The organism is Pelagimonas sp. (assembly GCF_050633425.1).
Taxonomy (GTDB): domain Bacteria; phylum Pseudomonadota; class Alphaproteobacteria; order Rhodobacterales; family Rhodobacteraceae; genus Pelagimonas.
Genome location: NZ_JBOEGM010000009.1, coordinates 1 through 24,493, shown reverse-complemented (window position 1 = coordinate 24,493; position 24,493 = coordinate 1). Strand labels below are relative to the sequence as shown.

Genomic DNA, 24,493 nt, shown 5'->3' with positions numbered 1-24,493 from the left:
CTTGCCCTTCCCCAAAACCCTCCTTTTCCTTTCCGGCAGCCTCAGGCCACAACTTGAGCGCGACAGCAAAAACGGGCATGCTCGCTCCCATTTAAGAGGGGAAATACTCATGCGCGTTGCTGCCTTTAATGTTGAAAACCTGTTTGACCGGATCAAAGCCTTTAACGACGAAGACCCGGAAACCCATAAGGACGTGTTGGACGCCCACGCGGCGTTAAACAAACTGTTCGAGAAGCCGGTCTATTCTGCCGCCGACAAGAAGAAGATGCTCCACCTGATGGAAAAGCTGGGCATTCTCAAGGACGACGAAGGCCCGTTTGTCTGGCTGCGCAAGATCAGAGGCAAGATCATCGTGCGCCCCAAAAAGAGTGGACCGATCCGGATCGAGGCGAGTGGAAGAGACGATTGGGTCGGCTGGGTGGAGCTGAAGACGGCCCGCGTCAAGGAAGAGGCCATCACCATGACGGCCCGGATGATCCGCGACATGGACGCCGACATCATGGCACTCGTCGAGATTGAAAGTCGCCCGGTGCTGACAGAATTCCACGACTACATCTACGAGCCGCTTGCCGGGAACAGCTATCGCCATCTGATGGTGATCGATGGCAATGACCGGCGCGGCATCGATGTCGGCATCATGGCCCGCAAGGGGTTTTCAATTCCGTCGATGCGCAGCCACGTGGATGAGACGTTCAAGGGGAGGGATGTGTTTTCGCGCGATTGCCCGGAATACATCATCGAGACGCCCGGCGGGAACAAGATCGCGGTGCTGCCAAACCATTTCAAATCCAAATATGGTGGCAATCACAAACCGTCGCGCGACAAGCGTGAGGCCCAGGCGACCTTCGTGGCGAAGTATTATCGCCGTCTCTTGAAAGAGGGTATCGAGAATATCATCGTGCTGGGTGATTTAAACGATACGCCCGATAGCGCTGAATTGAACCCGCTGCTCAAGACCTCGCTGAAAGAGATCACCGATCATCCCAAGTTCACTGAGTTCGAATTCAACGCCAAGACCAAGGATCGTGGGATCGGCACTTTTGCGACCGGTGCCGATAAGAAGAAGATTGACTATATCCTCCTGTCACCGGCGCTTTGGAAAAGGGTAAAAGTCGGCGGCATCTTCCGTAAGGGGGTGTGGACCGCCTCCGGTCGTTGGGAGATGTATCCGGAACTGACCAAGCCGCTTTATGGCGCATCGGATCACCATGGTCTTTGGGTCGATCTCGATATTGATTGACCTCATTCGGCGGCGGTCACGTCATTTTCTTCGAGGCCGCTGATTTCGATCTGACCATTGCCGATCTGAACCGTGATCATGTGATCCCTGCGGCGCAACCAATAGAGTTCGCGGTTGATGATCCGAGTGATCGCATTGATCTCAACCTCAAGGGAGGTCTCAAGAAGACGGATAGCAAGATCCTCCGCATCATCTCGGAACCAGCTTTGCTGCTGGTCGTAAGATCCTGCTTCGCTATCGTCTGAGGGATTGAACAAAGCGCGTTCCAGAAAATCGACAAGATCGGCTGCGGTCGCTTTCGATGATTTGGTCACTGCAATGTCAACATCATCCAACCCCCAGTCATCGTCGCCGAGGATGAGCCAATCCGTTCTCAAGACCCAGTCTTCCGTGTGAGCACCATCGGTGACGTTGCAATGGATCTCCAATTGATCCGGCCGTTCGGTGAGCGTGTGGCGCTTGCCCGGCTCAACACACACCGTGTCCGTATCTCCGATGACGCGATATCCTTTGACCAAAGCCCGCGCCAGTTGGTCATACCAATCATAACCCTCAAAACCGGATTGAGGATCGTAGAGCCTGGTCGGGGCACGTTGGTTGGAGAGTGCCGAGGCGAGGTTCTGTTCTTCGATTGCGCCATCTTCGGAGTCGAAGATCACATCGTCTTCTGTGATGGGTTCGACGTTTCCATGACTATTCATGTCGCTGTCTGCATGGCTCGGTTCAAACACCCGCAACCGCATCGCGGCTGGTGGCAGATCGACGCCCAGTTCAGAGGCACGCTTATGGTTCGCAAATGACAGCGAATGCGGTCCAGCCGCCTGGATGAGCTGGTAGAAGATCTTGGTGATATGGGCACGCAGTGCGTCCATGAAGTCGTTCTCGACGATCTCCTTGCGGGCGGGCAGAACCAGTTTCAGATCGGCGCAGTGCATCACATCCAGTCGCGCAAAGTAGGATCGGTGGAACTCCTGTGACAGGCTCGGCAAACGGCCATGCAGGGTCACGCCGTGGAAGTTGACGGTTTCATTGTTGCGGAAACCGGTTGGACCGCGCGCGTAGATGCCGATGCGGATGCCGTTCCACTCTTCAATGTGCTCGGCGTCAGCGAGGAAGTCTTTGCGCTCGACTGTGACGCTGTCGACTATAACGTCGAGCGGCAGATACCGCGCCGCATGGTTGGCGGCCGCCATGTAGTTTTCATTGGGTTTGGTGGCGATCAGAATTGTTGTGCCATTGTGGTTCGCGGGCCCATGGGTGCAGGTGATCGGATGGGTGCCGCCAAAACTGTCAGGCTCGGCATCTATCCGCCAGGACTGCGATGTGTCCTGTTTTTGGGCGATGATGCGAACCCTGCGACCGGCCAATGAGAAGAACCCCATGCCGGCGGCATCCTCATCGGATTGGACGTCATGATCCCATGCGCTTTGCCCCAGTGTGAACAGGTCTCTGGGATCAGAAAGACCGGCACCGTTGTCGATCAGACAAATGACAGGCCCGAAGTCGTGCGTTTCGATCTGGCTCACGGAGATCTGAGTGGCACCAGCGCGGCGGGCATTTTGAAACAGCTCGGAGAAGATATCATCGAGGGTCGCGTTGAAGAGACGCGAGACTTTGGAGATCGCGTCGTCCGCGACGCAGGCGTGAAAGGTTGTTGGGATGTTCATGGGGAAGGCTCCTTGAAAGGGGTAACGCCCTCCCGGAAACTCTCTCTAAAAAGGGGAAGGCTTGCCCTTCCCCAACCCACCTCTTGCTCTTTGCGGCCGGAACGGCGCCAAGCGGGCCGCGCGGTGGCGTCAATTCACCGACGCTTTGGCCTCGTCGAGGCAATAGCCGTCATAATCGCCCAGAAATCCCCAGCAGGATACAACCTCGTCCTCATCCTTTTCGACAACAAAGCCATAGCAATTGCCCGTTAGGTAATGATCGTAGGTTCGCACCTCCTGGCGCAGTTGATCGGCGATCTTGCCGCGTAGCTTTTGCGAAACACGGGTGACGCTGTACTCTTTGCGGATATCGGCCAGCGTCACATAGATGTAGCCGACTTGCCCGGAATCCCACGGGCAATGAAACTCCGTCGTGTTCATGGTGATACCGCTGTGATCATACAGGTAGAGCGGCAGGATGACGGCGCGTTTCTCGGTGCGCACGAACAGATCGTTCATCGAAAGGTCGGTTTCGTTATCGAGATCGCCAAGCGCGATCAGCAGATCGCGCGGATCGCCGTACTCGTGCTTGTCTCCGAGAGTGTAGCGGCGATGCCAGCAGGCCATCGTGCCGAGGTTGTCATAGTCGCGCGGGCTCTCGGGGTCGGGATCATGCATGATCTTGATGGTGTGATCGCGGTAGGTCTCTTGGTGGATAGGGGTCTTCATTGATATTCTCCTCTTTCCGGTAAAGACGAAAAGGCCCGCCGTGACGGGCGAGCCTTTCTGGATTGATTGCGTGTGGGTCTAGATCAGGCAGCGGCGCTTGCGGCCTTTTTGGCCTCTTGCGCTTCGAACTCTTCCTTCGATTTCAGATTGAAGTAGAGGTTGTCTGTCGCTTTCTTGAAACCGGGTGGTTTGCGCGGTGCAAGGCAGCGCACGGACGCGCTGCAGCCCTCCCCATGTTCCATCGCGAAATGGGTAACCTGGTCGACCAGATCGTCCATGCCGGCGGCGGTGATCTCTTTGCTTGGATAGGTGCCACCAAAGATGTCGTATTTGGTGACGACGAAGCCGCCATCCTTGTGGGCGGGGTAAAGCGTGACTTTGTAGTCGCATGGTTTTGCCATGGTCTTGGTCTCCGTGACGGGCGGGACCGGATCATCCGGCCCCATGTGAAACCCGTCAGCAGAAAAGGACCGCCCTCGATCATGAGGACGGTCGACAAGGTTCTGTGAGATTGGTGCTCGTCAGTATTCGGAAGGGAAATGGAGGGTCAGGACCCGGCGCGTCCGTTTGGGATTGCCGGGTGCTTCCGAGCCATATTCGTAATTCTCGTCGTAGAGATCGAATTTGAACCAGACGCGTTCGCCTTCGATCTCGAGCACGCCCATCTCGTGAAGGCCGTAAGGGTCGCTGTCCGCGTCGAACGCATCAAAGGTGATCAACGCGCCGATGAGGGCTGCGCGGAAGGCATCGCTTTGCGCTGCAATGCCAGCCGTCATGACAAGTTTGCCGGGCGGTGTGTCGGGCGACTTGGGACAAGCGGTGATGGATGTGCGGAAGGCATCGTTCTGCTTGGCGATGATGGCGGCTGTTTGAGGGTGTGTGACATCCTGCGCGATGTCTGCGGGGTTTGCTTGTTGTGCTTGGGTCATGGTCTTTCTCCTTGCCGGACCGGCCGATCCATTCGGCACTGATCTTTCCGGCAGACAGAGAGGACCGCCCCCGATCCCTGTGACGGGCGGGGGCGATCCAAAGCGTTTTGTAGACGTTGAGAGGTTAAGCCGCGTCATCCATAAAGGCGGGCAGGCCTTCCGGTTCTTCAGAATCGGATGTTGCTTCAACTGCATCCATTTCCGAAATCACCGCTGTGTCTTCAGTGTCCCCCACCACCATGCCGTCGGGCAGCCAGCGAGATGTCTTGGCGGCAGTTTCAGCGGTCAAACCGGCGCTCTCCTGCGGCGTGTCGCAGAAGGCCTGCTCCATGGCCTTTGCGATCTCGGCTTTGCGCAGACCCGATTTGTCATCGGCCCAGCGGTCGTCGATCAGCGCTTTTGCAGTCTCGAGCGCATGGTCTTTCTTGACCCGGCCCCAGTAATTGTCCGCACCGGGACGCCAGCAGGCGGCCACATCGACATTCAACCGTGACCCGATCGCCTCGATGACAGGGTTTGCATCGGTATCGTTGGAGAGCTGCTGGTTCAGGGCATAGGCCGCACACCAGGCAAAGAGCGCTTGCTTGTCACCGTCAGGAAGCTGGGACAGTTGATGAAAGTCTTCCGGTGCCTTGGCTTCCATCCACGCCAGATTGAGACCGTCTTTGAGCGCATCCAGCATGCGTTCCGCGACGGTGTCTTTCAGGGTCTCGCGAGACGCGGTTGTCGTCGCAGGACGCAGCGAGAGGTCAAGCGGTGACTGGCTGCGGTAGGTGCCGAGGACGGCCATCACCATGGCATAGAGCATCGTGTCATAGGCGGTGCCGTAATCAGCCGCCAAATGCGCCCGCATGATCTGATGCCGCGTTGCGCGCAGATCGTCGGCCAACGCTCGTGGGATGCCCTGTTCCTTGCGCGCCGCGTCCGTCGCATTCATCGGGATGTCCGGTTGGCGCATCGTTGCAGGAAGTTCGATGGTCGGGCCCGTTGCGACCACATCATCGCTGTCGTCGGTGGTCTCATCATCCGACTGATCAGAGGGTGCGGCTTCAGGTTCCGGAATGTCTTCGGGACGCACCAGACCGGTTTCCAGACGCGGTTCCCCATTATGGGAGACGCTTACGATACATCCGGCAATTTTGTAGTCATCATCGGTGAAGGCAACGTTGGCTTCCTCGATCGCCTCGATCTCGCGCAGGCGTTTCCAGATCTGGTCTTCTTCTTTCTGAAGTTCCTCTGTCCACGTCTGCTCATCGTAATCCGCTTCCAGGACGGCGTGACGTTCTTCCAGCTTGGCCTTCTCTGTGACAAGTGCTGGATCGGGATCGAGCGGTTGCGGATAGACCCGGCCATAGGGACGAAAGCTATCATAGTCGACATCCAGACAGGCCTCCGCCCATTTCCACGTCTTGCCCGCTTCATCCGTCAGGCCTTGGAGTTTTTCTGTTGCGAGTTTTTCCAAGAGGTCTGGATCTTCCAGATGCATCGCATCGCGCTCAGCGAACAGGTCCTCAATGACCGTGCCGCCCGCCGCCTTGTAAGCATCGATCCCGACAAACAAAGCGAGTTTGGACGCGCCGGAATAGGATTGCTGCGTGAGGTGGTTGCGGATCGAATGCGGCGAGGGGCTGTAGTGTTGTTTGACTGTTTCCCAGGCTTCAATCTGCCGCGCGTGATCATCAGTCAGGGTAAAGGCCATCACGCAATCAAGCGACATCTCACCGGCGCGGAAGAGCTCCATCAACTCCGGTGACACTGAAGCGAGTTTGAGACGCCGGCGCACGAGATCGGTGGTGATACCGAATTGGGAGGCGATCTGGTCTTCGGTACGGCCTTTCTTGCGCAGAGCCGCGAAGGCTTCGAACTGATCGGCTGCGTGCATCGCAGCGCGGATCATGTTTTCTGCAGCCGACGTGTCTTCGGCTTGATCGGGATCCTCGACTGAACACGCGACCTGATGCGACGACTTTATGACTTTGTCATCTGCCAGCTTGTGCAGCGCTGCCAGACGTCGTCCACCCGCATGCACATGATACTTTGCATCCACCTTGTGAACGAGCAGGTTCTGCTTGAGGCCAGTCTCTTTGATACTGGCATAGAGTTCGGCGTCCTGTGCTTCAGTAGCCGGGGTCTTGCGCACGTTTTTGGGGCTGATCACCAGTTTGTTGAGAGGGATCATCTGCAGCTCGGCCTGCGGCAGGCTGGCAGCGCCAGCCGCCTTGGTCTTGGCAACGGAGTTGGGTTTGGGGTTGGTCATCGGAAAGCTCCTTTGGGAGCCGGACCGGGAGAGCCTCTCTCTCCCTTAAAAGCCCGGCAACCCGGGCTTTCCTTCCTCTTCCTCTCAGCACGGTCGGCCGCCGCGCGCCGCGGCCGGATCATGAACCTCAGCCACCGCCTCATTTTGTTTGTGGCCAGTTAGGCGTTCAGAATGCGCTACACCCAAGAGATCGGTTTAAGCGCGATATCATTGAGCGTGCTCTGAAGACTGGCGGTAAGGTGGGGACAGAGCGGGGTGTCCAGGCCGCGTGCATCGGGCGAGGCGAGGAGACCGCGCAGATGGGCCGCTTGGCGACAGAGCATCTCCCGGGTATCGACATCATGACCGTTTATGATCCCGATCAACGGTGAAAGCTGATTGTGGATGGCTTGCGCCTCATGGAACCGACCATTGCGGGAGGCACTGTAGAGCGCTGCGACTTCATGCGGGGCGATATAAGCCAGTGATGACAAGACACCGTCGCCACCGGTGTTGAGATTGTGGAACAGGGCGCCTTCCGAGGATGGGAGCAAGGCCATTGGCTTGTCGGTCGCTTTGAGCGTGTAGTAATCCTGATCGTAGCGCAGCACATTGTCGTCATGGCCCATGTCGAAGCCGAGGATCTGACGACCTGCGGTAGCTAGGAGCGCAAGGTCTTCGGGCGCGTCTGCCCATCTGTTCTCGCCATTGCCCAAGGCGAGGATGACGGGCAGGGCAAGGCAGTCGGTCAGCGCCGCCAGATGCGTAATCCGCTCGCCGAGCGTCTGTCCCTCAAACCCCTTCTGCCATCTGGACGGGAAGGTGATGATGGCATTAGCGCCTGCGTTCTTGCAGGCGATCACATCATCGAACACCGCCTCTGACAGCTCGCCGACGCAAGAGACAAGCATCTGACCGTTCTCCAGACCGGCCTTGGTGCAGCGGATGACTTCGAGCCGCTCTTCCGGCGTCAATGATAACCGTTCCCGCACGGTCGTGTTGACCGCAATGCCGATGACGCCATCGATACGCATCAGCCTGCGGGCCTGGTCGGTAATGGCGCGGCACAGCACACCACCCGCCTCATCGAAGGGGGTCAGCGTGGAGGCAATGGTCCCGCCGGCGAGGGCTTCGAAGGTGATATCCTGTTGTTCAAAGCACATATCACTTGTCTCCCTCTGCCATACGTCCCAACAGTTTGGTTGAAGGTTTGAAGGTGATCGTCTCAAAGTGGGCTGTGTAGGTCACTTTGAGACGACCAGCTTCATCCATTTGCTTTGTATAGCTCTATTGTCTCGGCCTGCATGCGATAGCCGACCTGCGCCAATGGCGTGTCGTTGCTTTCTATTTGAAGCACACCAGAAACCCAAACGGGCCTAACCATTCTTGCGCTAGGGTACGGCATGTCGGTTTGAACATGCACGAGTTGATTGGGTGGTGGTGCCGGCACGTGGATACATGCCCCTTTGTAGGGGGCCAGAATGAACTCAACCACATCAAGCTGTTCAAACGAAAGCGGAATGATGAAGCCTGGGATCCTGACCAGTTTGCCATGAAGTGACTGTACTGATTCTGCGTTATGAGTGTCCTGTGGTGCAGAAGCGCCAGCATGTGTGACGGGAGGCAACAATACTGCCTTTCCCGTGGGTGTAAGATCAGCCCAGCTAAGCTCTTCGACGTTAGGTGTTCCGGTGTAACCAACAGAGCTTAGGCAAACGCAGCCAAACCCAACGGTTCCGGCTTTTAAGATATCTCTTCGCGACTTGTTTTTCATTGATACACCTTCGTCTAAAATTTGCGGGCCAATTGTGAAGTGATCGTTTTTCGGTAGGCCTCATAAGCGGGGACCAAAGCCGCGAGCGGCGCGACGACGACAAAAAAGAGCAGAGTGCGCCATTGCTCTGATATGCCTGTAATTGGTGGCAACGAGACCCCGAACCCGTCTTGCAAGAATGGGTTAGCCCCAACGAGGATCAATCCGACTAAAATGATCGAAACGATGAGAGCAATAAATACGAGGAAGAAGACTTCAACCAGTATCAGTATAACGACATGCTGCGGCGCGGCACCAATCGTGCGAAGGATCGCAAATTCTCGTTCTCGTGCCGTCAGGCCCGCGACAAATGTTGCGATCATTCCCAAGAGGGCCGCCAACAGTACCGCCCATGCCACCAATCGCAACGCCTGCTCTGCAAGGCCGGTAACACGCCATAATTCAGATAGGGTTACACCGGGTATGATCGCTGTCAGTGGCTCCGGACGATACTCGTTTATGTCTCTCTGAAGTCCAAAAATCTGAATTTTGTCTTTAACACCCACAAGCGCCGCCGTTATAGCTTTGGGTGTTAGATCGACTTTACGGAAAAGATGTTGGGCAGGGACGACGTCGCCAAGGGACTCGCGCAGTGCTGATACGTCGCGGTGGACAGCCTCGAGCGCCTGCAGACTTACGTAAACGGAGCGATCGACCGGTGTGTGCGTTTTTTGCAGAATACCCGATACCCGAAAAGGCAGATCATCATGAGCGACGAAAGACTCAAGCCCATGAGCGATTACGAGACTAGTACCTATTTCATAGTTCAGTGTTTGGGCGACATCTGCACCAATTACGACATCAAACAACTCTTCGAACGATTTACCCGATGCAAATGACAAATGACTGTCCTGCGCGAAACGATAACGGCTGAAGAATTCATCCGTTGTGCCAATGACTCTGTACTGCTTGTGGCTGTCTCCGAGCGAAAGTGGGACAATCCACTCAACTGCGTCATGTTCTGACAATGCTTGATATGATTGCCAGCTGATATTATTGGCTGCGTTTCCCAAATGGAAAACGCTGTACAACAGCAGTTGAACATTGCCCGTTCTGGCTCCCACGATTAGATCAGTTTGCGAAATGGTATTGGTGAAGCTCGACCGAGCTCCGCTACGGACGATATCGACGACCTGAACCAGTGCAAAGGATAAGGCAATCGCCAAGACAGTGAGGCTGGTCGTTAGGCGCCTGGAAAGGACCGACCGCATGGCCACGGAGAAGAGGGTCAAACCATGCCCTCCAAACCTGTCTGTATCCGGTTTAGATCCAGGGTTTGAGAAAAGCGCTCCGCGACTGCTGGATCATGACTGGACATAACCAAGATCGCGCCTTCGCCTTCAGCAGTTTCGAACAGGAGGTCTAGAAATGCGTCGCGATTCAGATCATCCAGAGCCGCTGTTGGTTCGTCTGCAAGGACAATTGCTGGTCGAGTAATGACAGCCCGAGCAATAGCAATTCTCTGCTGTTGTCCGACGCTCAGGTCTGACGAGCTTTGCTTCAGCATCTCTGATCTGTTCACACCCAATCGACTGGTCACATCAAAGGCGCGCTTTTCCAAATCCTGATCGGAGAAACCCGCTGTCCTTTGAAAAGTAAACGGTAATAGTACATTTGCGATCGGTGTCAGGTACGGGATGAGGTTTAGTTGTTGAAACACAACGCCAATCAAATTGGCCCTGTATGCATCTCTCTTAGGTCCAGACAACGCATAAAGGTCAGTTCCATTGACCGCGATCTTGCCCTCGATTTTACCCATGAGCCCTGCGAGCGCTGTCAGGATTGTGGTTTTACCTGAACCACTGCTGCCCTTTAAAAGGAGAGTGTCGCCGGCAGACAATTCAATATCTGGAATTGTGAGTTTGAAGTTGTTGGTTGTATCAGTGGATCGCGTCGACCACGACAAGGACACTTTACGTGTCCGCAAGCTTGGCGTGGTCGCGTGGTCCATCCGGATCATGGACGCAATCTACCCAACTGAAATCGAGGTATGTTTCGACCAACCTTCTGCTGACCCTGCACAGTGTCACCGACAAAGTTCACCGTTAACGCTGTCAGCGTTCCGAAGGCATTAAACACGGGAAGTTGGACGTCACCAGAAAGATCAAATGACCGGCATTCCCACTCATAGAGCGCCACGAACTCTGAGTGTTCACGCTCTTCTTCATGTTGGTCGCCATGATCATCATGGTGGTCTTCATTAGTATGACCGTCCTTCTCTTCGTGATCATCGGGCTCTTGCGATACTAGGTCAGTCTTACTTTCTTTCGTGGAGCAATTGAACTCAATCGGCCAGACGATAGCATTTGCTGATTGCTGCAGAAGCTCTAGGGCATCGGAGACTTTCTTTTTACTCGCCTCCGATGTCGCCTGGTGTTCAAAGCCGACGATATCTGCGCCAGCCGCAGTTAGTTCAGCGCGGACTATCGTACCGTTTTGAACGATATTGAGCGTGGCAAGGCCGTGTTGGTGGGCGGCATGCTGGCTGCCCTCGGCCAAAACAGATGATGGCGAGACTGCAAGCAATACCGCCGTCCCGAAAACTGACAGCCCTGTCCGAACTGTGAAACGAGGCACAAACACTACACGCCTCCCATGCACAGATATTTGATTTCCAAATAATCTTCTAAGCCGTATTTCGACCCTTCCCGGCCTTGTCCCGACTGTTTGATGCCTCCAAATGGTGCAACCTCCGTTGAGATGAGACCGGTGTTTATACCCACCATTCCGTATTCGAGCGCCTCGGCTACGCGCCACACCTGCGCCATGTCTCTTGCATAGAAATAAGATGCAAGACCGAAGATCGTATCATTGGCCTGCTCGATGACGTCTTCGACTGTTTCAAAACTAAACAACGGCGCTACAGGTCCAAAGGTTTCTTCTTTTGCGATCTTCATCGCTTTTGTCACGCCGGTCAGAATGGTTGGTTCAAAGAACGTGCCCCCCAATTGGTGACGCTTGCCGCCAGTAACGATGTGCGCACCTTTGGACGCCGCATCTGCGATATGGTCTTCGACTTTTGCTAGTGCTTCGCTTGATATCAGCGGCCCGGCGTTGATGGCTTCATCAAACCCATTGCCGACCCTCATTTTTTGAACCGCGGCCGTGAGTTTTTCGCTAAATGCGTCATACACTCCGGATTGCACATAAATACGGTTTGCACAGACACAGGTTTGGCCGTTGTTTCGATACTTGGAAATCATGGCTCCTTCTACTGCTGCATCAAGGTCAGCATCATTGAACACGATGAAGGGTGCATTGCCGCCCAATTCCATCGACGTTCGCAGTACTTTGTCAGCAGACTGTTTCATCAATATCCGACCAACTTCAGTCGACCCCGTAAATGACAATTTGCGCACTTTGTCATTGGAACAGAACTCTTCACCGATTGCCTTGGCATCTGCTGACGGGATAACGGAGAACAGCCCTGCAGGTACGCCTGCCTCCTCGGCAAGTCTTGCCATAGCAAGAGCCGACAAGGGTGTCTCTGCTGCGGGTTTAGCAACAAAGGCGCAGCCCGCAGCAAGTGCAGGTGCGAGCTTTCTGGTCATCATCGCATTGGGGAAGTTCCATGGTGTGATCGACGCGACAACACCGACAGGCTGTTTGATGACGACAATTCGTTTGTCGGCTTGGTGGCCCGGAATGACATCGCCGTAGATGCGTTTGGCTTCTTCTGCAAACCATTCCACATATGAAGCACCATACAGAATTTCGCCCTTGGCTTCTGCAAACGGTTTGCCCATTTCAGCGGTCAAAATTGCTGCTAGATCATCGGCATGTTCGATCATGAGATCATGCAACTTGCGCAGCACCGAGGCGCGCTCCTTGCCAGTTCTGGTCTTCCATTCTTGTTGGGCGATAAAAGCGCTTTCAATGGCAGCCTTTGCGCCCCCAACGCCTAGATCAGGAAGCGTTGCTATCACATCGCCTGTTGCCGGATCCTTGACACTAAAGGTTTTGCGGTCTTCTTCTTCTGCCTGCCTGACGTCGACCCATTGGCCACCGATATAGCCGGCCGAAACGAGCAGGTCTTTTCGGCTCAGTCTCTTCTCAAGTGTGTCGAACATGAATGGCATCTCTTGTTGATTCCTTCGAAATTATGGACTTCCGCACCGCGGTACGGTGCGGAAGTCGAGTTTTGTTTCGTTATCGAATTGCTGTTGGGTTGATCATCATTTGGACGGCACCCTTCATACGGGTTACACCGAGCACGAACATGAACTCCCAAGCCTCGTCTTTGACGAGCTCCCGCGTATCCATGTTCTCAAGAATATAGATGCCGTTTTTGGGGATCAGTATCTGGTGAACCGCAAAGACCCCGTCGGTGCCGTTTTCAAATGGAAGTGCTTCCAGTCCCCAGGTGTCGGCTCCAACAGCCACAACGCCGATTTCAGCGAGATATTCTGCACCTGTAATGCCAAGGCCCGGCTCAACAGAGACATAACGGTCATGATCCTGATTTTCTCCGTCAAGCAGGTTGAGCCAACCGGAATGGAAAAAGACGGTGTCGCCCTTTTTCAACTCAACGCCCTGTGCCTTAGCAACGGCGATAATGTCTTCCTTGGTATAGGCTGTACCCTCCGTGATGATCTCTTGACCGTAGTGTTTGGTCATATCGAGAACGACGCCGCGGGTGACCATTGGAGGCAGTTTTTCGAGACCCAATTTGGCCAATCCATCGGCCTTGGCGACTTCAGCCCCTTGGAGACCATTGTAGTATTCGTGTTTGATGCCGATGTGGCCTAGCCCATCAATTTGAGGGCCGATTCCAAGCCATCCCATGAAGATATCATCATTGTAGGTCATACCGTTTGTGCCCAGACCTTGTGTTGTGATCTGGTTTGGCTGAAGGACGGTGATGCTCATCGACCGGGGACTAAAGGCCGGTGTTTTCGAATCAACAACGATGCCAAGATTGTAGGTTTTCCCAGTCTTGATGAGCTTGGACGCTTCCAGCACACTTTCAGGTGTGATGTGATTGGCAGCTCCCAGTTCATCTTCAGGCCCCCAAGGCGACTCACGCCAGTCTTGGGCTCCAGCCGAGCTCGCAATACCGCAGACAATAGCTGCAGCGAGTGCAAAGGTTTTCATAGTGTCTCCTCCCTTAGAGGTTGGCGGTTTATTGGGTTTTCAGCCCATCCGATGACCGCGAGCACGGCTGGGCAGGTTCGCTCAGAGCGACGCTTCGTAAATCCGCGTTGCATCCTCCTCCAGGACTTCGCGTGGATTGTTGATGAGGAGACGCGTTTGGTTCATTGCGTCTGAAGCAAGTTTGGGAAGGTCGGTTTTGGCAATGCCTACCTGTTGAAGACCGGCTTCAAGGCCAAGTTCGATATTGAGCTGCCCAAGTTTTTCGATGAATTCTGCTGTTACCGCCTCGCTTACCTGATCGGTGTCGATGTCTGGAAAAACATGCGGAGCAAGTTCTGCGTATTCCGCACCACAGACAGGGGCATTGAACCGCATGACTTCTACGAGGACCAAGGCATTGGAAAGTCCATGCGGTACATGGAAAAGGCTGCCGATCGGATAGGCAAGAGCGTGAACCGCCGCGACAGGCGAATTGGCAAACGCTTGACCTGCAAGCATCGACCCAAGCAACATATTAGAGCGGGCTTGTTTGTTCGATCCGTTGAACACGGCTTCACGAATGTTCGCCCCCAAAAGATTGAGTGCTTGCTTGGCGAGTATTTTGGAAATCGGATTGTTGTTCACACTTCTTGATGTGAACGCTTCTATGGCATGCACCATCGCATCAACGCCTGTCGCGGCTGTGATGTGAGGTGGTAACCCAAGTGTCAATTCAGCATCCAGTAAAGCGATATCCGGAAGGATGATCGGCGAAACGACGCCTTTCTTTTCTTCAGAACCAGTGGTCAGGATCGAGACGGCAGTGACTTCAGAGCCAGTGCCTGCCGTTGTTGGAACCAACACCAGTGGCAATCGTGTGCCGGTCGCCTGATTGACGCCGTACATGTCATCAAGCGACTGCGCAGAGTTTGCGAGGAGTGCGATCATCTTCGCCACATCCATCGAACTGCCGCCGCCAAAACCTATGACGCAGGCGCATTCATGCAGCTTCGCAACCTGAACCGCTTCCATCACCGTGGACGCCTTCGGATCGGGTTCGATCTTGTCGAATACGGTGACGAGAAACCCGCATTTTTTCAAATTGGCAATCGCGGGTTCTGCAAGCCCCAGATTGATAATGCCGGGATCGGTGACAAACAGAACCTCCGACCGGTCTGAAGAAAACGGCATGCTGTCGACGATTTCTCCAAGCTTGGCGGCTCCACCATTGATTTGTCGAACGGACGGCGTTGTGTTGAAAACAAAGTCAGACATGACTCACGCCGCCTCCACTTCATTCATCAGACTGATCTGACCGCGCTCGATCGAATAGACTTTGTCGACCACTTTTTCAGAATGCGTGTAGTCTGATTCAGAGACTAACACTGTCAAGTTTTCAGACTTCAGATCGCCGATAACTTCCATAAGACGTTGGGCCAATGCAGGTGCCACGCCCTCAAAGGGCTCATCCAGAAGAAGCAGGTTCGACCCGGCAACAAGAGCACGTGCCAAGGCGACAAGTTTCTGTTGCCCGCCACTTAAAGTCATCGCCTTGCGCTCTGCAAAGCGGCCGATCTCAGGCATGAGCTCGTACACCCATTTCAGGCGACTATGGTCGTCATTGTTGGTCGCCCAAAGGGAAACCATGATGTTCTCTTCGACGGTGAAATGTGGCACCAAGCGTCGGTCTTCAGGCAAATATCCTATACCGAGTGTCGCGCGTTCGTGCGGTTTGGCCGTGTGAAGATCGACCTGGTTGAATCGGATGGCACCTTTTTCAACGGCCAAAGCGCCCATTATCGACCGCATCAAAGTCGTCTTGCCAGCACCGTTGCGACCGATGAGACCACATGTTGTCCCGGTTTCAATCTCTAGGCTTACATCCCGTAGGATCGGCACGCGCTGAATGGAAAGGCTGATATTGTCGATGGTCAGCATTATGCAGCCCCTTTCTTGGAGGTTTTCTTTTCTGGTGCCGGTTTGGATGTCTCAGGCTCTGCAGCGCTGCGGTGGAATTCACTGCCAATCACAAACTCTCTGACTTTCTGATTTTCCAGAACGTCAGCAGTGGGCCCGTCTGCGAGAATGGTTCCCTCGTAGAACGCAACACAGCGTGGAGAGAAGGCTTCGACGATTTCCATGTCATGTTCGATGAACAGAACGGCAGTTTTTGTGGATTTAAGCGCGTCAATCAGAACCTTCATAAGGTCCATCTTTTCGTCAGCACTCACGCCACTGGTTGGTTCGTCGAGGAACAAGAGATCTGGTTCAGCGACCGTCGCCATTGCTATGTCGACCAGCTTGCGAACGCCCTGCGGCAGTGTGGCGATATCCTGATCGGCATACTGGTCGATCTTGAACCGTGCCAGAAGCGTCATCGCCTCATCTTCGAGAGCTTGATTGATTGCCGGTTTGAACAGGACCGTGCTGTTCTGCTTGGCAATCGTCAAAGCGATGAGCATGTTTTCAATCACCGGCAGTTCCGGGAAGAGCTGCGGAATTTGAAACGAGCGACAAATACCTAGCTTGGTGATGTCCCGCGTTGGCAATCCGGTGATTTCTTTGCCGCGATACAGGATCTCTCCCGAACTTGGCGTCAGATATCCGGTGACCATATTGACGAAGGTTGTTTTGCCCGCGCCATTTGAACCGATGACGCCCAGGATTTCGCCAGCATCGATTTTGATGTTGACGTCTTTGGCGGCATAGACGGCGCCAAAGGTTCTTTCCAATTTGCGGGTTTCAAGAAGCGTGGTCATATCATTCACCTGCTGCTGGAGCAGATGCCGCCAGCTTTTCTTTTTTGGATTTTTTCTTGGATGCAACCAGCGACCAAAGACCTTTTGGCAGGAAAATAATCGTCAAAAGCATCACGGTGCCCAAGATCATCTGCCAAGTGTTTGGCGACAGTTCCACGGCATAGATCCGAACAACTTCAAGAATGAACGTACCTATGAGTGGTGCGGCGATATTGCCGATACCGGAAAGGATAGAGACAAATACAAACTGTCCAGAGGTCGTCCAATTGGTCATTTCAGGATCAACGTGTCCGAGCGCCAGGGCCCAAAGCACACCACCAATTGATGAGACGACTGCGGCCAGAACATAAGTGATGTGGACCGCTTTGTGCGCTGATGTGCCAAGGTATTCGACTCGGAGTTCGTTCTCTCGGATTGCCTCATTGATGTAGCCGATTGGCCCTTTCAGAAATCGGTTTAGTGCGATCGCACATCCGATGACGACGACACAAGTGATCGTATAGAGCGTCAGTCGCGCAGTTTCGCCCGTTGGTGCCCAGCCCAGGAAAGTAGCAGTCGGTAAGTTGAAGCCGTCGGTGCTGCCCAGTTCTTCAGTGCTTGAAAGGAGTCCGAATAGGATCATTGACACTGCCAAGCTGAGCATGGCGAAGAAGATTTCCCGGTATCTGCGCAGCAGGAAACCGAGGATGGTCGAAAGAACAAGAGCTGCGATTATTCCAAATGCCAAAAGCACGAAGAGATCGGAAATACCCATGAACTTGGCTGCCATGCCAGCAGCGTAGCCCCCAACGCAAAAGTAGAGCCCTTGCCCAAATGAGACGAGACCGGCGCGCATTTGAATCATCACGCCGAGGGCCACAAGACCAGTGCCCATCGAGACTTGGACGTAGTTGACGATCCATTTCGGTAGGATGAAGGCGAGGCAGATCAGGATTGGAAGGGCAATGATAAGCCCGAGTTCAGTGCGGTCGAGTGATTTGGTCATATCTTCCTGCTTTCTGCCAAAGCAAAGAGGCCATAAGGTTTAACGGCCAGGACTGCGGCCATGACGAGATAGATCGAGAAAAGTTCAGCTGGCGGATACAGGTGCACGGAGGCTGCGCGTGCAAAGCCAACAATCACCGCGCCAAGCATGGCACCACCTATCGATCCCATGCCGCCAATCACGATCACCGCGAATGACAAGACGATGATCTCTGCGCCAATGCCGGGGGATACCGAAATTTCAGGAGCCGTGATGGCGCCGCCGAGTGCTCCGAGAGTGGCACCAATAACAAATGTGACTGTGAAAAAACGTCTTACATTGATGCCGAGCGCACCACTGATCTCACGATCCTCAATAACCACAAGCAACAGCTTACCGATGCGTGTGCGATTAAGACCGATGAAAAGGGCAAGGCCAACAGTGATGGCGACGCCAATGATGATGAATTTATAAACCGTGTAAGGGATGTCGAAGATATCGATCGTCCCGAAGTAAAAGGCAGGCTGCCATGCTACGTAAGACTCGGTGCCCCAAATCAGCTTCGTGACATCTTCAAGTATGAGAAAGATCGCATAGGTGACGAGCACCATCAGGACTTCGTCACGACCATACATAAACCTTAAGATACCGCGCTCGACCAATAAGCCCGACACGACACCTGCCAAAAGAGCGGCAAGCGGGATGATGAGAAAGGTAAGTGCGACTGTGTTGCCGGTTTGAGTGTACAAACCAATGGCCCATGCAGAGGAATAAGCGCCGAGCGCATAAAACCCGCCATGGGCAATGTTGAGGATCCGCATCACGCCGTAGATCAACGTGAGCCCCACCGATGATAGAAATAGCCATGCGGCAAAGCCAAGACCATCCACTGCTATCGCGATTGCGGTCAGCATCATTAACTCCAGATAATTGTTTGAGTGTTTCCTCCTCGCCGCAAAATCAGCTGTTGGAGAAAAACCGGGCTCAAGCTCGTCAATTTGATAGCCTGAAGCCCGGCCAGTTGCTTCAGGCGATGTACCGATCATGTGACCGGCACACCGCCCAACTTGGGAGGTTTACGTCTCTATTCGCACTTCGCGCCTTCAAAACCGCCATTGATCCAGTCGATAGAGTTAATACCGGCTGGTGGGTTCACGCATTCGGCTGGGAAACGAACAACATCAACCAGTGTCGCCTTGCCGGCGTCTTTGTCATATTTGTAAGTGCCATAAGCCGTGTCCTGGATCGCCTGGTGACCATTGGCAAGAGCCATGGAAACGGTTCCGCTCGGGCCTTCCCATTCAAGGCCTTTCAAAGCGCCGATGACAGCATCTTGATCAGCGCTGCCCGCTTTATCCGCGGCGGCTTTCACGCCGAGAAGCGCCTGTGCCATCTTGTAAGATGGATAGGTTGGCAATGTACCGAAGCGATCAAAATAAGCTTTGCGGAACCAGTCGTTCAGCTCAGACTGAGGCGCAAGATCGCCATGCGGACCACGCGCACCGATGATTGTGCCATCGGGCATTTGAGCGCCAAGACGATGCATCGCTGTTTCTCCGGTTGTCAGTACAACTTTGGAACGTTCGAAAATGCCGCGTGCTGAGCCTTGGATAATAAAGGCCTCCATATCGCCGCCCCAGAAACTGGAATGAATGACGTCTGGTTTGGAAGTCAGCAGCGCTGAAATTTCAGACCCGTACTGGCCCGCATAGATTTTCGGAAACTGTTCGGTGGCAACCTTTGAGTCTGCGTTCAACTGTGCAATCGAAGCTGAAAAGTCACGCCATGAGTCTTGTCCCCAAGCGTAGTTCTGGTTGATACCCGCAACGTTTGCCGCACTTGCGCCTGTTTGCGCAAGATAACGTGCTGCCGCGACATTATCCATTGTGGCATGGCCACCTGTGCGGAATGTGTATTGCGGATCGGTGACGATCTCTTCGAAGATTTGCGGTGTGCCGCAATCAAACAAAATCGTCAACTTCTGCGCTTTCTCCGCCTCCGGTGCGATTGCTTTACAGCTGCCCGATGAGATGTAACCGACAACCATATCAACCGCGTCTTTTTCGACAAGCTTGAGGTAGTCGGCATTTTTCTGCTTTGAATTTTCATCAACAAAGATCGGTTCGATCATCGCACCACCAACACCGGCAGTGTTGTATTGACCAGGGATCGTGCCCGCATTGATGGACTGGATCATCAGCTCTGCGGCATTGCGCGCCGGGACACCGAATGGGCCAGCTGCACCGCCTGACAAGAAGGTGACGAAACCGATCTTGACAGTCTCGTCTTGAGCCTGCGCGGCATTCGGCGAAGCGAAGCTGCCCAAAAGTCCGATTGTTGCGGCTGCAATGAGTGATGTTGAATTTTTGAAAACAGCACCAAATTTTGTGCCGATGCGAGGTGAATGCCTCATGTTATTCCTCCAAGTTCTATCCGAATTTGAGATAGAAATTCACGCAGCAGCACGCGGCAGAGCCTCCCCCGACCGGTAGGTGTAACTGTGCGAAATCCTCCCTGCGCACCCGGTGAGCACGCTGCCGTCATTTTCATCGGATTAGGGAACTCTTCAATTTTTGAGCGGTAGTTTTGCGAGCGCAATGCGCTCAAACCTCGCTTTGGGTGAGCGGTAACCGCTCACTGTGGAACTTATTCACAGTTCGATTAGTTGGGATCGGTAAGCTGCGGCCATTGCGCAGGCGGATAGTAAATCGACCACTCGCCCAATTGCACCGTTGCGGGCGGATAACGGTTATCGAAAACAGTCTTACCAATAGCCTGCACTTGCAGCATCTGATGCGTTTGAGGGTCCATGTGCGACCGAAAACCTTCGGGATCTTCCGGCAGAGACAACGATAAAGTCTCAAGAGAGCGCCTGACTTTTTCTGGATCATCTGCACCACCGGATTGCCGAACGGTTTCAGCAATTGCCAAGATGCCTGCGTAAGCGCCTTGGGCCGCATAACTGGGATAACGACCGGCCTCTTCATGAAACTTTTCTACGAAACTTTCGTTGTGTGAAGTTGGAGGCCAATTGACATGATGCCGGGCAGAAAGGACAAGGCCGAGCGGCATGTCATTGCCAAGCTCCGCGAGAATTTCGTAGTTTCCGCCGGCATCGAAGTTCATAAACTGTGTTTGCTCGAACAGACCCAGCTGTTTTGCCTGTTTCACGAAAGTGACGAGGTCCAAGCCCCAGTGGCCACTGACGACGATGTCCACTTCGTCCTTCAGCAGCTGTTGAATGTAGGGCGTGTAATCAGTCTCAAAGAGCTTGGGCCAGTATTCTCCACGGATGTCTGTCGCCATGCTATGCGCGTCAAGAAAACCTTTGAGATCGTCCCATGCCTGATATCCGTATTCATAATCAGGCCCAACAAATGCGATCCTTATAGGGTCGGCGCTTTGACCATAGTTTTCCTCGATATATTGCGCGCCTGCCAGCATCGAAAGGCGTGTGCCATTATTGACCCGGAAGTAGTAGGGATGGAGTGCTTCTTTCACCAAAGTGGGTGAGGCATGGTCAGTACCAATAAAGAATGTCTCATGTTTTTCGGCGATCGGAGAGACTGCACGCGCTATACTGGAGCTGACGACACCACACAGAAAATCGACGTTTTCTTCTTCGATGAATTTTCGAGCAATCTGCACCGATCTAAGTGATTTCGAGCGCGTGTCTTCGATCAGAACTTCCAGCTGCGGATAGTCGGCTGGCTCAAGTGCATTCAGATGATCCTGTGCAAGCTTGATCGCTACGGCACTATCGCGCCCATAGAGCCCACCTGGACCGGTCAGCGGATAGAGGCACCCGATCCTGACTGGATCTGATTGGGCGTACGAGGGGAATGCAAACAGAAGTGTTGCCAGAACGGTGGTAGCGCATATCGATATTATGTATTTCATGACATATCCAGTCGCTGCATTTTGCGCTTCAAAGCATGCCTGGAGATGCCGAGACGCTCAGCTGCGAGTCCTTTTTTACCGCGGCACTTGATCAGGGTGTCCTGAATCATGTTGCGTTCGACGTTGTCCATCTGTTCTTCTATTGAAACGGGTTTGCGTGGCTCAACGTTTCGGATTTCAGGCGGCAATTGATCAACCGAGATGACTTGGCCTGGATGAAGGATCGTTAGACGTTCAACAAGATTTTTCAGTTCCCGTACGTTTCCAGGCCATGGGTATGAATCGAAGAATGTCAGGGTTGATCTGGAAAAACCAATCGACTTAGACGCTGATTCCTCTGCAAAAAAACGCGCAAAGTGCTTCGCCAGCAGCGCGATATCCTGATCTCTTTCGCGCAGTGGGAGAATTTCTAATGGAACGACGTTCAGTCGATAGAACAGATCCTGACGGAAATTTCCTGCAGCAACCGCTTGCTCGAGGCTCTTATTGGTCGCGGCAATAACCAAAGCTTTTGAATGATGCTCTCTTGTGATCCCGACAGGACGATACGTTCTTGTCTCTAGATATGTCAGCAACTTTGCCTGAACGGAAAGGGGCATTTCGCCGATTTCATCGAGAAACAAAGTACCGTTGTCTGCTATCTCAACAAGTCCACGGCGCCTTGAGACGAGACCGGGCAGGGTGCCGCGCTCCGCACCAAATAGTTCAGCTTCAATCTTGTTTTCCGGCAATGTCGCACAGTTGATCTCAACGAATGGGCTTTCGCCACCATTGCTCTTGATATGCATCTGACGCGCAACCACTGCTTTGCCAACGCCCGTCTCTCCGGCTAAAAGCAATGTCCCCAGATTGCTCTGTGAAATGCGATCAATGTGTTCTCTCAAGTCCCGCATTACAGTACTATTGCCAATGAGTGCGGTGTCGTTTGTGTTGCGCTCTCTTAAGTATTGAACTTCTGATTTGAGCTGACGATGCGTGTTGGTTTCATCCAACAGATGAATTAGTTCATCGACATCGAACGGCTTCGATAAATAGTCAACAGCTCCCATCTTGATAGCGGTGACGGCATCTTTGGTGTCGTCGAACGCTGACATCATGATGACGGGAACTTCGGGCATTTCTGCATTAAACCACTCAAGGACTTCGAGGCCGTTTTTACCAGGCATCCTGACGTCTAGCAGAACGACATCAGGGCTCTCCTTTTGAGCCAGATTGCAACCGACATGACCATTATGGGCTTCAAGACATTCCATTCCGGCTTGCCGAAGTGTAAAGGCGAGTGACTGGGTAAGCTTGATTTCGTCATCGATGATCAGGACCGTTGTCTTGCTCATAACCCAACCTTTTTTTGCTCGGCATTCATCGGGAAGGTGATGGTGATTGTTGTTCCGACGCCTTCTTCGCTTTCGACATCCATCGTGCCGTGATTGGCCTCAACGAGTTGGTTCGTGATGGAGAGGCCAAGACCAGAACCACCTGACTTCGTGGTAAAAAAGGGCCGGAGAATTCGCGATCTGGTCTCGTCGTCCATGCCAGCGCCATCATCAGATGCAATCAGAACAGCCGCACCATTTTCCTTGTAGGCTTGAAGCGTGAGATGCCCGCCTTCGGGCATCGCATCGATGGCATTGAGTACGAGGTTCAAAAGGATTTGTCTCAGATGTGCTTGGTCAACTTCAATGGTGAGACTGGAATCGCCTGAAAGGTTGATGATGATATTTTTTTCATGCGCCGTTGTCGCAATGAGTGTTCTGATGGAGCGGAAGACGTCTCGCACCGACACGTTCTCCCTGACAGGATCGCTCGGCCGTGCGTAATTGAGAAACTCGGCAATGGTATGGTCGACACGGGTGATTTCAGAGGAGATGACATCAAACATTTGGCGCCGCTCCGGGTCTGCCTCATTGCGATTGAGACCATGCACCGTGGCCGCGACAGTGGTGAGTGGGTTTCTGATTTCGTGTGCAATACTCGCTGCCATATTCCCGAGTGCGGCTCGCCGTTCAACATCTACACGCGACTTGATGAGTTTTTCTAATTGTTCCCGCATGCGATTGAATGATCTCGCAAGGGTGCCCAATTCGCCGGGGGCATCTTCGGATACCGGCGTTGAAAAATCGCCATTGGCAATGGCCTTCGCACCGTTGTTCAACGGCAAGAGATAGCGCGAAACCCGCTCAGACATTTTGAAAAACAGATAGATCATCACCAGCGCGGAAATTGCTGCTGCAACCAAGAGGAGGTAACGAATTTGGGTTCGCGGTTCCTGAAGACTGCCTTTTCCTTCGACCAGATGAATTCGCCAACCCGGAAAAAACTGCCGAGAACGGGCAAAGGCATTCCCTACTTCTGCGTGTGTGCCAACTGACGTGAGATGCACGCGATCAAAGACGACGATCTGCGGCTCGTACACGTCGGGTTCTATGAGCGGAGCAACCTGCTCTGTCAGGGAGGCGAGCCGGGTTCGCAAGGATACGAGGCCAATCGTTTCCTGATTGACCATAACCGGCATGCGAATAAGGAACCAGCCGGGCCGTCCATTTTTGGGAAGGACCGGGCCAAGCACTTCGACGGTCCCATGTTGAACAAGTGGCAAGGTGTTGTAATTTTCTGGCTTTAGGCGTGTTCGGGTTGAAGGGATAGTCTGCAGGATATTGCCTTCTATGTCGGCAAGCTCAATGGCATAAATATCCGGACTTTCAGCTTCGAGTAGAAGAATGTCCTCCAACAATCCTGACATATTGTCATGTCGTTCACTTCGGAAAAAGTCACTGGTGTCTGCAAGATCGACGATGTTTTCCAACCGATTCACCTGAACGGACATAAAGTTGCTCATCTTGGCGGCCGTTGCTTCCAGATTAGCATTCACTCGATTGGTGATTAGATTGTTCAGGAGATTGGCGCTATATTGATCATATAGAGCCGCGATAAGGATGAGTGGTATAAGGGCAGCGACAAGGGCTCCCCACAAATATCGTCGGGCAAGATTTAGTTTTCTGAACGAAAAGCTTTTTGTCACGCAAATTGATCCCCCATACCAAAGACTATCAAATTGTGGAGTGAGCGAAAAGCGCTCGCGTTCTAGTTTTTGAGCGAAAAGCGCTCATACTGCACTTCCGTCGCCATTGCGATCGAATACCGCATAATATTTCTTATGGAACTTTGTTGATAATTATATCAATAACTTAACATAAGTCTGATTAT

General features: G+C 53.4%; 22 protein-coding genes. 1 reads left to right on the top strand and 21 read right to left on the bottom strand.

Features of this window, described 5'->3' with window-relative positions; translation table 11 throughout:
* Position 1 precedes the first annotated feature (1 nt).
* Positions 2-1,240: an endonuclease/exonuclease/phosphatase family protein gene (locus ACRBB0_RS08305; RefSeq protein WP_431373956.1), complete on the top strand. Its 1,239-nt coding sequence runs from the start codon at positions 2-4 to the stop codon at positions 1,238-1,240.
* A 2-nt stretch (positions 1,241-1,242) separates the two neighbouring features.
* On the opposite strand, the gene ACRBB0_RS08300 is transcribed toward ACRBB0_RS08305, so the two are convergent.
* The 21 genes from ACRBB0_RS08300 to ACRBB0_RS08200 all read right to left on the bottom strand — a co-directional run bounded on the left by ACRBB0_RS08300 (position 1,243) and on the right by ACRBB0_RS08200 (position 24,308).
* The gene (locus ACRBB0_RS08300) at positions 1,243-2,907 is read right to left on the bottom strand and encodes a hypothetical protein (protein ID WP_431373955.1); all 1,665 of its coding nucleotides are present in this window, start codon (positions 2,905-2,907) and stop codon (positions 1,243-1,245) included.
* Positions 2,908-3,036: 129 nt separating this feature from the next.
* Positions 3,037-3,615 (bottom strand): hypothetical protein, encoded by a 579-nt coding sequence (locus ACRBB0_RS08295; protein WP_431373954.1) that lies wholly within the window; start codon positions 3,613-3,615, stop codon positions 3,037-3,039.
* Between the two features lie 83 nt (positions 3,616-3,698).
* On the bottom strand, positions 3,699-4,061 hold the full coding sequence (locus ACRBB0_RS08290) for a hypothetical protein (RefSeq protein WP_431373953.1): 363 nt from the start codon (positions 4,059-4,061) through the stop codon (positions 3,699-3,701).
* A gap of 75 nt (positions 4,062-4,136) precedes the next feature.
* Positions 4,137-4,544, bottom strand: a complete 408-nt coding sequence (locus ACRBB0_RS08285) for a DUF3768 domain-containing protein (RefSeq protein WP_431373952.1) — start codon at positions 4,542-4,544, stop codon at positions 4,137-4,139.
* Between the two features lie 124 nt (positions 4,545-4,668).
* On the bottom strand, positions 4,669-6,801 hold the full coding sequence (locus ACRBB0_RS08280) for a ParB/RepB/Spo0J family partition protein (RefSeq protein WP_431373951.1): 2,133 nt from the start codon (positions 6,799-6,801) through the stop codon (positions 4,669-4,671).
* A 176-nt stretch (positions 6,802-6,977) separates the two neighbouring features.
* Positions 6,978-7,943: a dihydrodipicolinate synthase family protein gene (locus tag ACRBB0_RS08275; protein ID WP_431373950.1), complete on the bottom strand. Its 966-nt coding sequence runs from the start codon at positions 7,941-7,943 to the stop codon at positions 6,978-6,980.
* 101 nt (positions 7,944-8,044) lie between these two features.
* Positions 8,045-8,554 (bottom strand): DUF3299 domain-containing protein, encoded by a 510-nt coding sequence (locus tag ACRBB0_RS08270; RefSeq protein WP_431373949.1) that lies wholly within the window; start codon positions 8,552-8,554, stop codon positions 8,045-8,047.
* A gap of 14 nt (positions 8,555-8,568) precedes the next feature.
* Positions 8,569-9,825 (bottom strand): ABC transporter permease, encoded by a 1,257-nt coding sequence (locus ACRBB0_RS08265; RefSeq protein ID WP_431373948.1) that lies wholly within the window; start codon positions 9,823-9,825, stop codon positions 8,569-8,571.
* Positions 9,822-10,553 (bottom strand): ABC transporter ATP-binding protein, encoded by a 732-nt coding sequence (locus ACRBB0_RS08260; protein ID WP_431373947.1) that lies wholly within the window; start codon positions 10,551-10,553, stop codon positions 9,822-9,824. The genes ACRBB0_RS08265 and ACRBB0_RS08260 overlap by 4 nt, the downstream gene beginning before the upstream one ends.
* Complete coding sequence (locus tag ACRBB0_RS08255; RefSeq protein ID WP_431373946.1) at positions 10,550-11,119, bottom strand: ZrgA family zinc uptake protein; 570 nt, start codon at positions 11,117-11,119, stop codon at positions 10,550-10,552. Before ACRBB0_RS08255 ends, ACRBB0_RS08260 begins: the two co-directional genes overlap by 4 nt.
* Before the next feature lie 56 nt (positions 11,120-11,175).
* Positions 11,176-12,663 carry an NAD-dependent succinate-semialdehyde dehydrogenase gene (locus ACRBB0_RS08250; protein ID WP_431373945.1) on the bottom strand — a complete coding sequence of 496 codons (1,488 nt, stop codon included), beginning with the start codon at positions 12,661-12,663 and terminating at the stop codon, positions 11,176-11,178.
* Between the two features lie 79 nt (positions 12,664-12,742).
* Positions 12,743-13,687 (bottom strand): cyclase family protein, encoded by a 945-nt coding sequence (locus ACRBB0_RS08245; protein WP_431373944.1) that lies wholly within the window; start codon positions 13,685-13,687, stop codon positions 12,743-12,745.
* 81 nt (positions 13,688-13,768) lie between these two features.
* On the bottom strand, positions 13,769-14,941 hold the full coding sequence (locus tag ACRBB0_RS08240; protein WP_431373943.1) for an iron-containing alcohol dehydrogenase: 1,173 nt from the start codon (positions 14,939-14,941) through the stop codon (positions 13,769-13,771).
* Between the two features lie 3 nt (positions 14,942-14,944).
* Positions 14,945-15,604 (bottom strand): ABC transporter ATP-binding protein, encoded by a 660-nt coding sequence (locus ACRBB0_RS08235; RefSeq protein ID WP_431373942.1) that lies wholly within the window; start codon positions 15,602-15,604, stop codon positions 14,945-14,947.
* Positions 15,604-16,425: an ABC transporter ATP-binding protein gene (locus tag ACRBB0_RS08230; RefSeq protein ID WP_431373941.1), complete on the bottom strand. Its 822-nt coding sequence runs from the start codon at positions 16,423-16,425 to the stop codon at positions 15,604-15,606. The genes ACRBB0_RS08235 and ACRBB0_RS08230 overlap by 1 nt, the downstream gene beginning before the upstream one ends.
* A gap of 1 nt (position 16,426) precedes the next feature.
* Entirely contained in the window at positions 16,427-17,410 is a 984-nt protein-coding gene (locus ACRBB0_RS08225) for a branched-chain amino acid ABC transporter permease (RefSeq protein ID WP_431373940.1), read from the bottom strand.
* On the bottom strand, positions 17,407-18,435 hold the full coding sequence (locus ACRBB0_RS08220) for a branched-chain amino acid ABC transporter permease (protein WP_431373939.1): 1,029 nt from the start codon (positions 18,433-18,435) through the stop codon (positions 17,407-17,409). The genes ACRBB0_RS08225 and ACRBB0_RS08220 overlap by 4 nt, the downstream gene beginning before the upstream one ends.
* Positions 18,436-18,473: 38 nt before the next feature.
* Positions 18,474-19,802, bottom strand: a complete 1,329-nt coding sequence (locus ACRBB0_RS08215) for an ABC transporter substrate-binding protein (protein ID WP_431373938.1) — start codon at positions 19,800-19,802, stop codon at positions 18,474-18,476.
* Positions 19,803-20,050: 248 nt separating this feature from the next.
* Entirely contained in the window at positions 20,051-21,289 is a 1,239-nt protein-coding gene (locus ACRBB0_RS08210; protein WP_431373937.1) for an ABC transporter substrate-binding protein, read from the bottom strand.
* Positions 21,286-22,623, bottom strand: coding sequence for a sigma-54-dependent transcriptional regulator (locus ACRBB0_RS08205; RefSeq protein ID WP_431373936.1), 1,338 nt, complete (start codon positions 22,621-22,623; stop codon positions 21,286-21,288). The genes ACRBB0_RS08210 and ACRBB0_RS08205 overlap by 4 nt, the downstream gene beginning before the upstream one ends.
* Positions 22,620-24,308, bottom strand: a complete 1,689-nt coding sequence (locus ACRBB0_RS08200) for a sensor histidine kinase (RefSeq protein WP_431373935.1) — start codon at positions 24,306-24,308, stop codon at positions 22,620-22,622. Before ACRBB0_RS08200 ends, ACRBB0_RS08205 begins: the two co-directional genes overlap by 4 nt.
* Positions 24,309-24,493 lie beyond the last annotated feature (185 nt).

Excerpts from the sequence above, each read along its gene's own strand:
- ACRBB0_RS08300 (WP_431373955.1), bottom strand. The coding sequence starts at position 2,907 with ATGAACATCCCAACAACCTTTCACGCCTGCGTCGCGGACGACGCGATC.
- ACRBB0_RS08295 (WP_431373954.1), bottom strand. The coding sequence starts at position 3,615 with ATGAAGACCCCTATCCACCAAGAGACCTACCGCGATCACACCATCAAG.
- ACRBB0_RS08290 (WP_431373953.1), bottom strand. The coding sequence starts at position 4,061 with ATGGGGCCGGATGATCCGGTCCCGCCCGTCACGGAGACCAAGACCATG.
- ACRBB0_RS08285 (WP_431373952.1), bottom strand. The coding sequence starts at position 4,544 with ATGACCCAAGCACAACAAGCAAACCCCGCAGACATCGCGCAGGATGTC.
- ACRBB0_RS08280 (WP_431373951.1), bottom strand. The coding sequence starts at position 6,801 with ATGACCAACCCCAAACCCAACTCCGTTGCCAAGACCAAGGCGGCTGGC.
- ACRBB0_RS08275 (WP_431373950.1), bottom strand. The coding sequence starts at position 7,943 with ATGTGCTTTGAACAACAGGATATCACCTTCGAAGCCCTCGCCGGCGGG.
- ACRBB0_RS08270 (WP_431373949.1), bottom strand. The coding sequence starts at position 8,554 with ATGAAAAACAAGTCGCGAAGAGATATCTTAAAAGCCGGAACCGTTGGG.
- ACRBB0_RS08260 (WP_431373947.1), bottom strand. The coding sequence starts at position 10,553 with ATGATCCGGATGGACCACGCGACCACGCCAAGCTTGCGGACACGTAAA.
- ACRBB0_RS08250 (WP_431373945.1), bottom strand. The coding sequence starts at position 12,663 with ATGTTCGACACACTTGAGAAGAGACTGAGCCGAAAAGACCTGCTCGTT.
- ACRBB0_RS08245 (WP_431373944.1), bottom strand. The coding sequence starts at position 13,687 with ATGAAAACCTTTGCACTCGCTGCAGCTATTGTCTGCGGTATTGCGAGC.
- ACRBB0_RS08240 (WP_431373943.1), bottom strand. The coding sequence starts at position 14,941 with ATGTCTGACTTTGTTTTCAACACAACGCCGTCCGTTCGACAAATCAAT.
- ACRBB0_RS08235 (WP_431373942.1), bottom strand. The coding sequence starts at position 15,604 with ATGCTGACCATCGACAATATCAGCCTTTCCATTCAGCGCGTGCCGATC.
- ACRBB0_RS08230 (WP_431373941.1), bottom strand. The coding sequence starts at position 16,425 with ATGACCACGCTTCTTGAAACCCGCAAATTGGAAAGAACCTTTGGCGCC.
- ACRBB0_RS08225 (WP_431373940.1), bottom strand. The coding sequence starts at position 17,410 with ATGACCAAATCACTCGACCGCACTGAACTCGGGCTTATCATTGCCCTT.
- ACRBB0_RS08220 (WP_431373939.1), bottom strand. The coding sequence starts at position 18,435 with ATGATCGGTACATCGCCTGAAGCAACTGGCCGGGCTTCAGGCTATCAA.
- ACRBB0_RS08215 (WP_431373938.1), bottom strand. The coding sequence starts at position 19,802 with ATGAGGCATTCACCTCGCATCGGCACAAAATTTGGTGCTGTTTTCAAA.
- ACRBB0_RS08210 (WP_431373937.1), bottom strand. The coding sequence starts at position 21,289 with ATGAAATACATAATATCGATATGCGCTACCACCGTTCTGGCAACACTT.
- ACRBB0_RS08205 (WP_431373936.1), bottom strand. The coding sequence starts at position 22,623 with ATGAGCAAGACAACGGTCCTGATCATCGATGACGAAATCAAGCTTACC.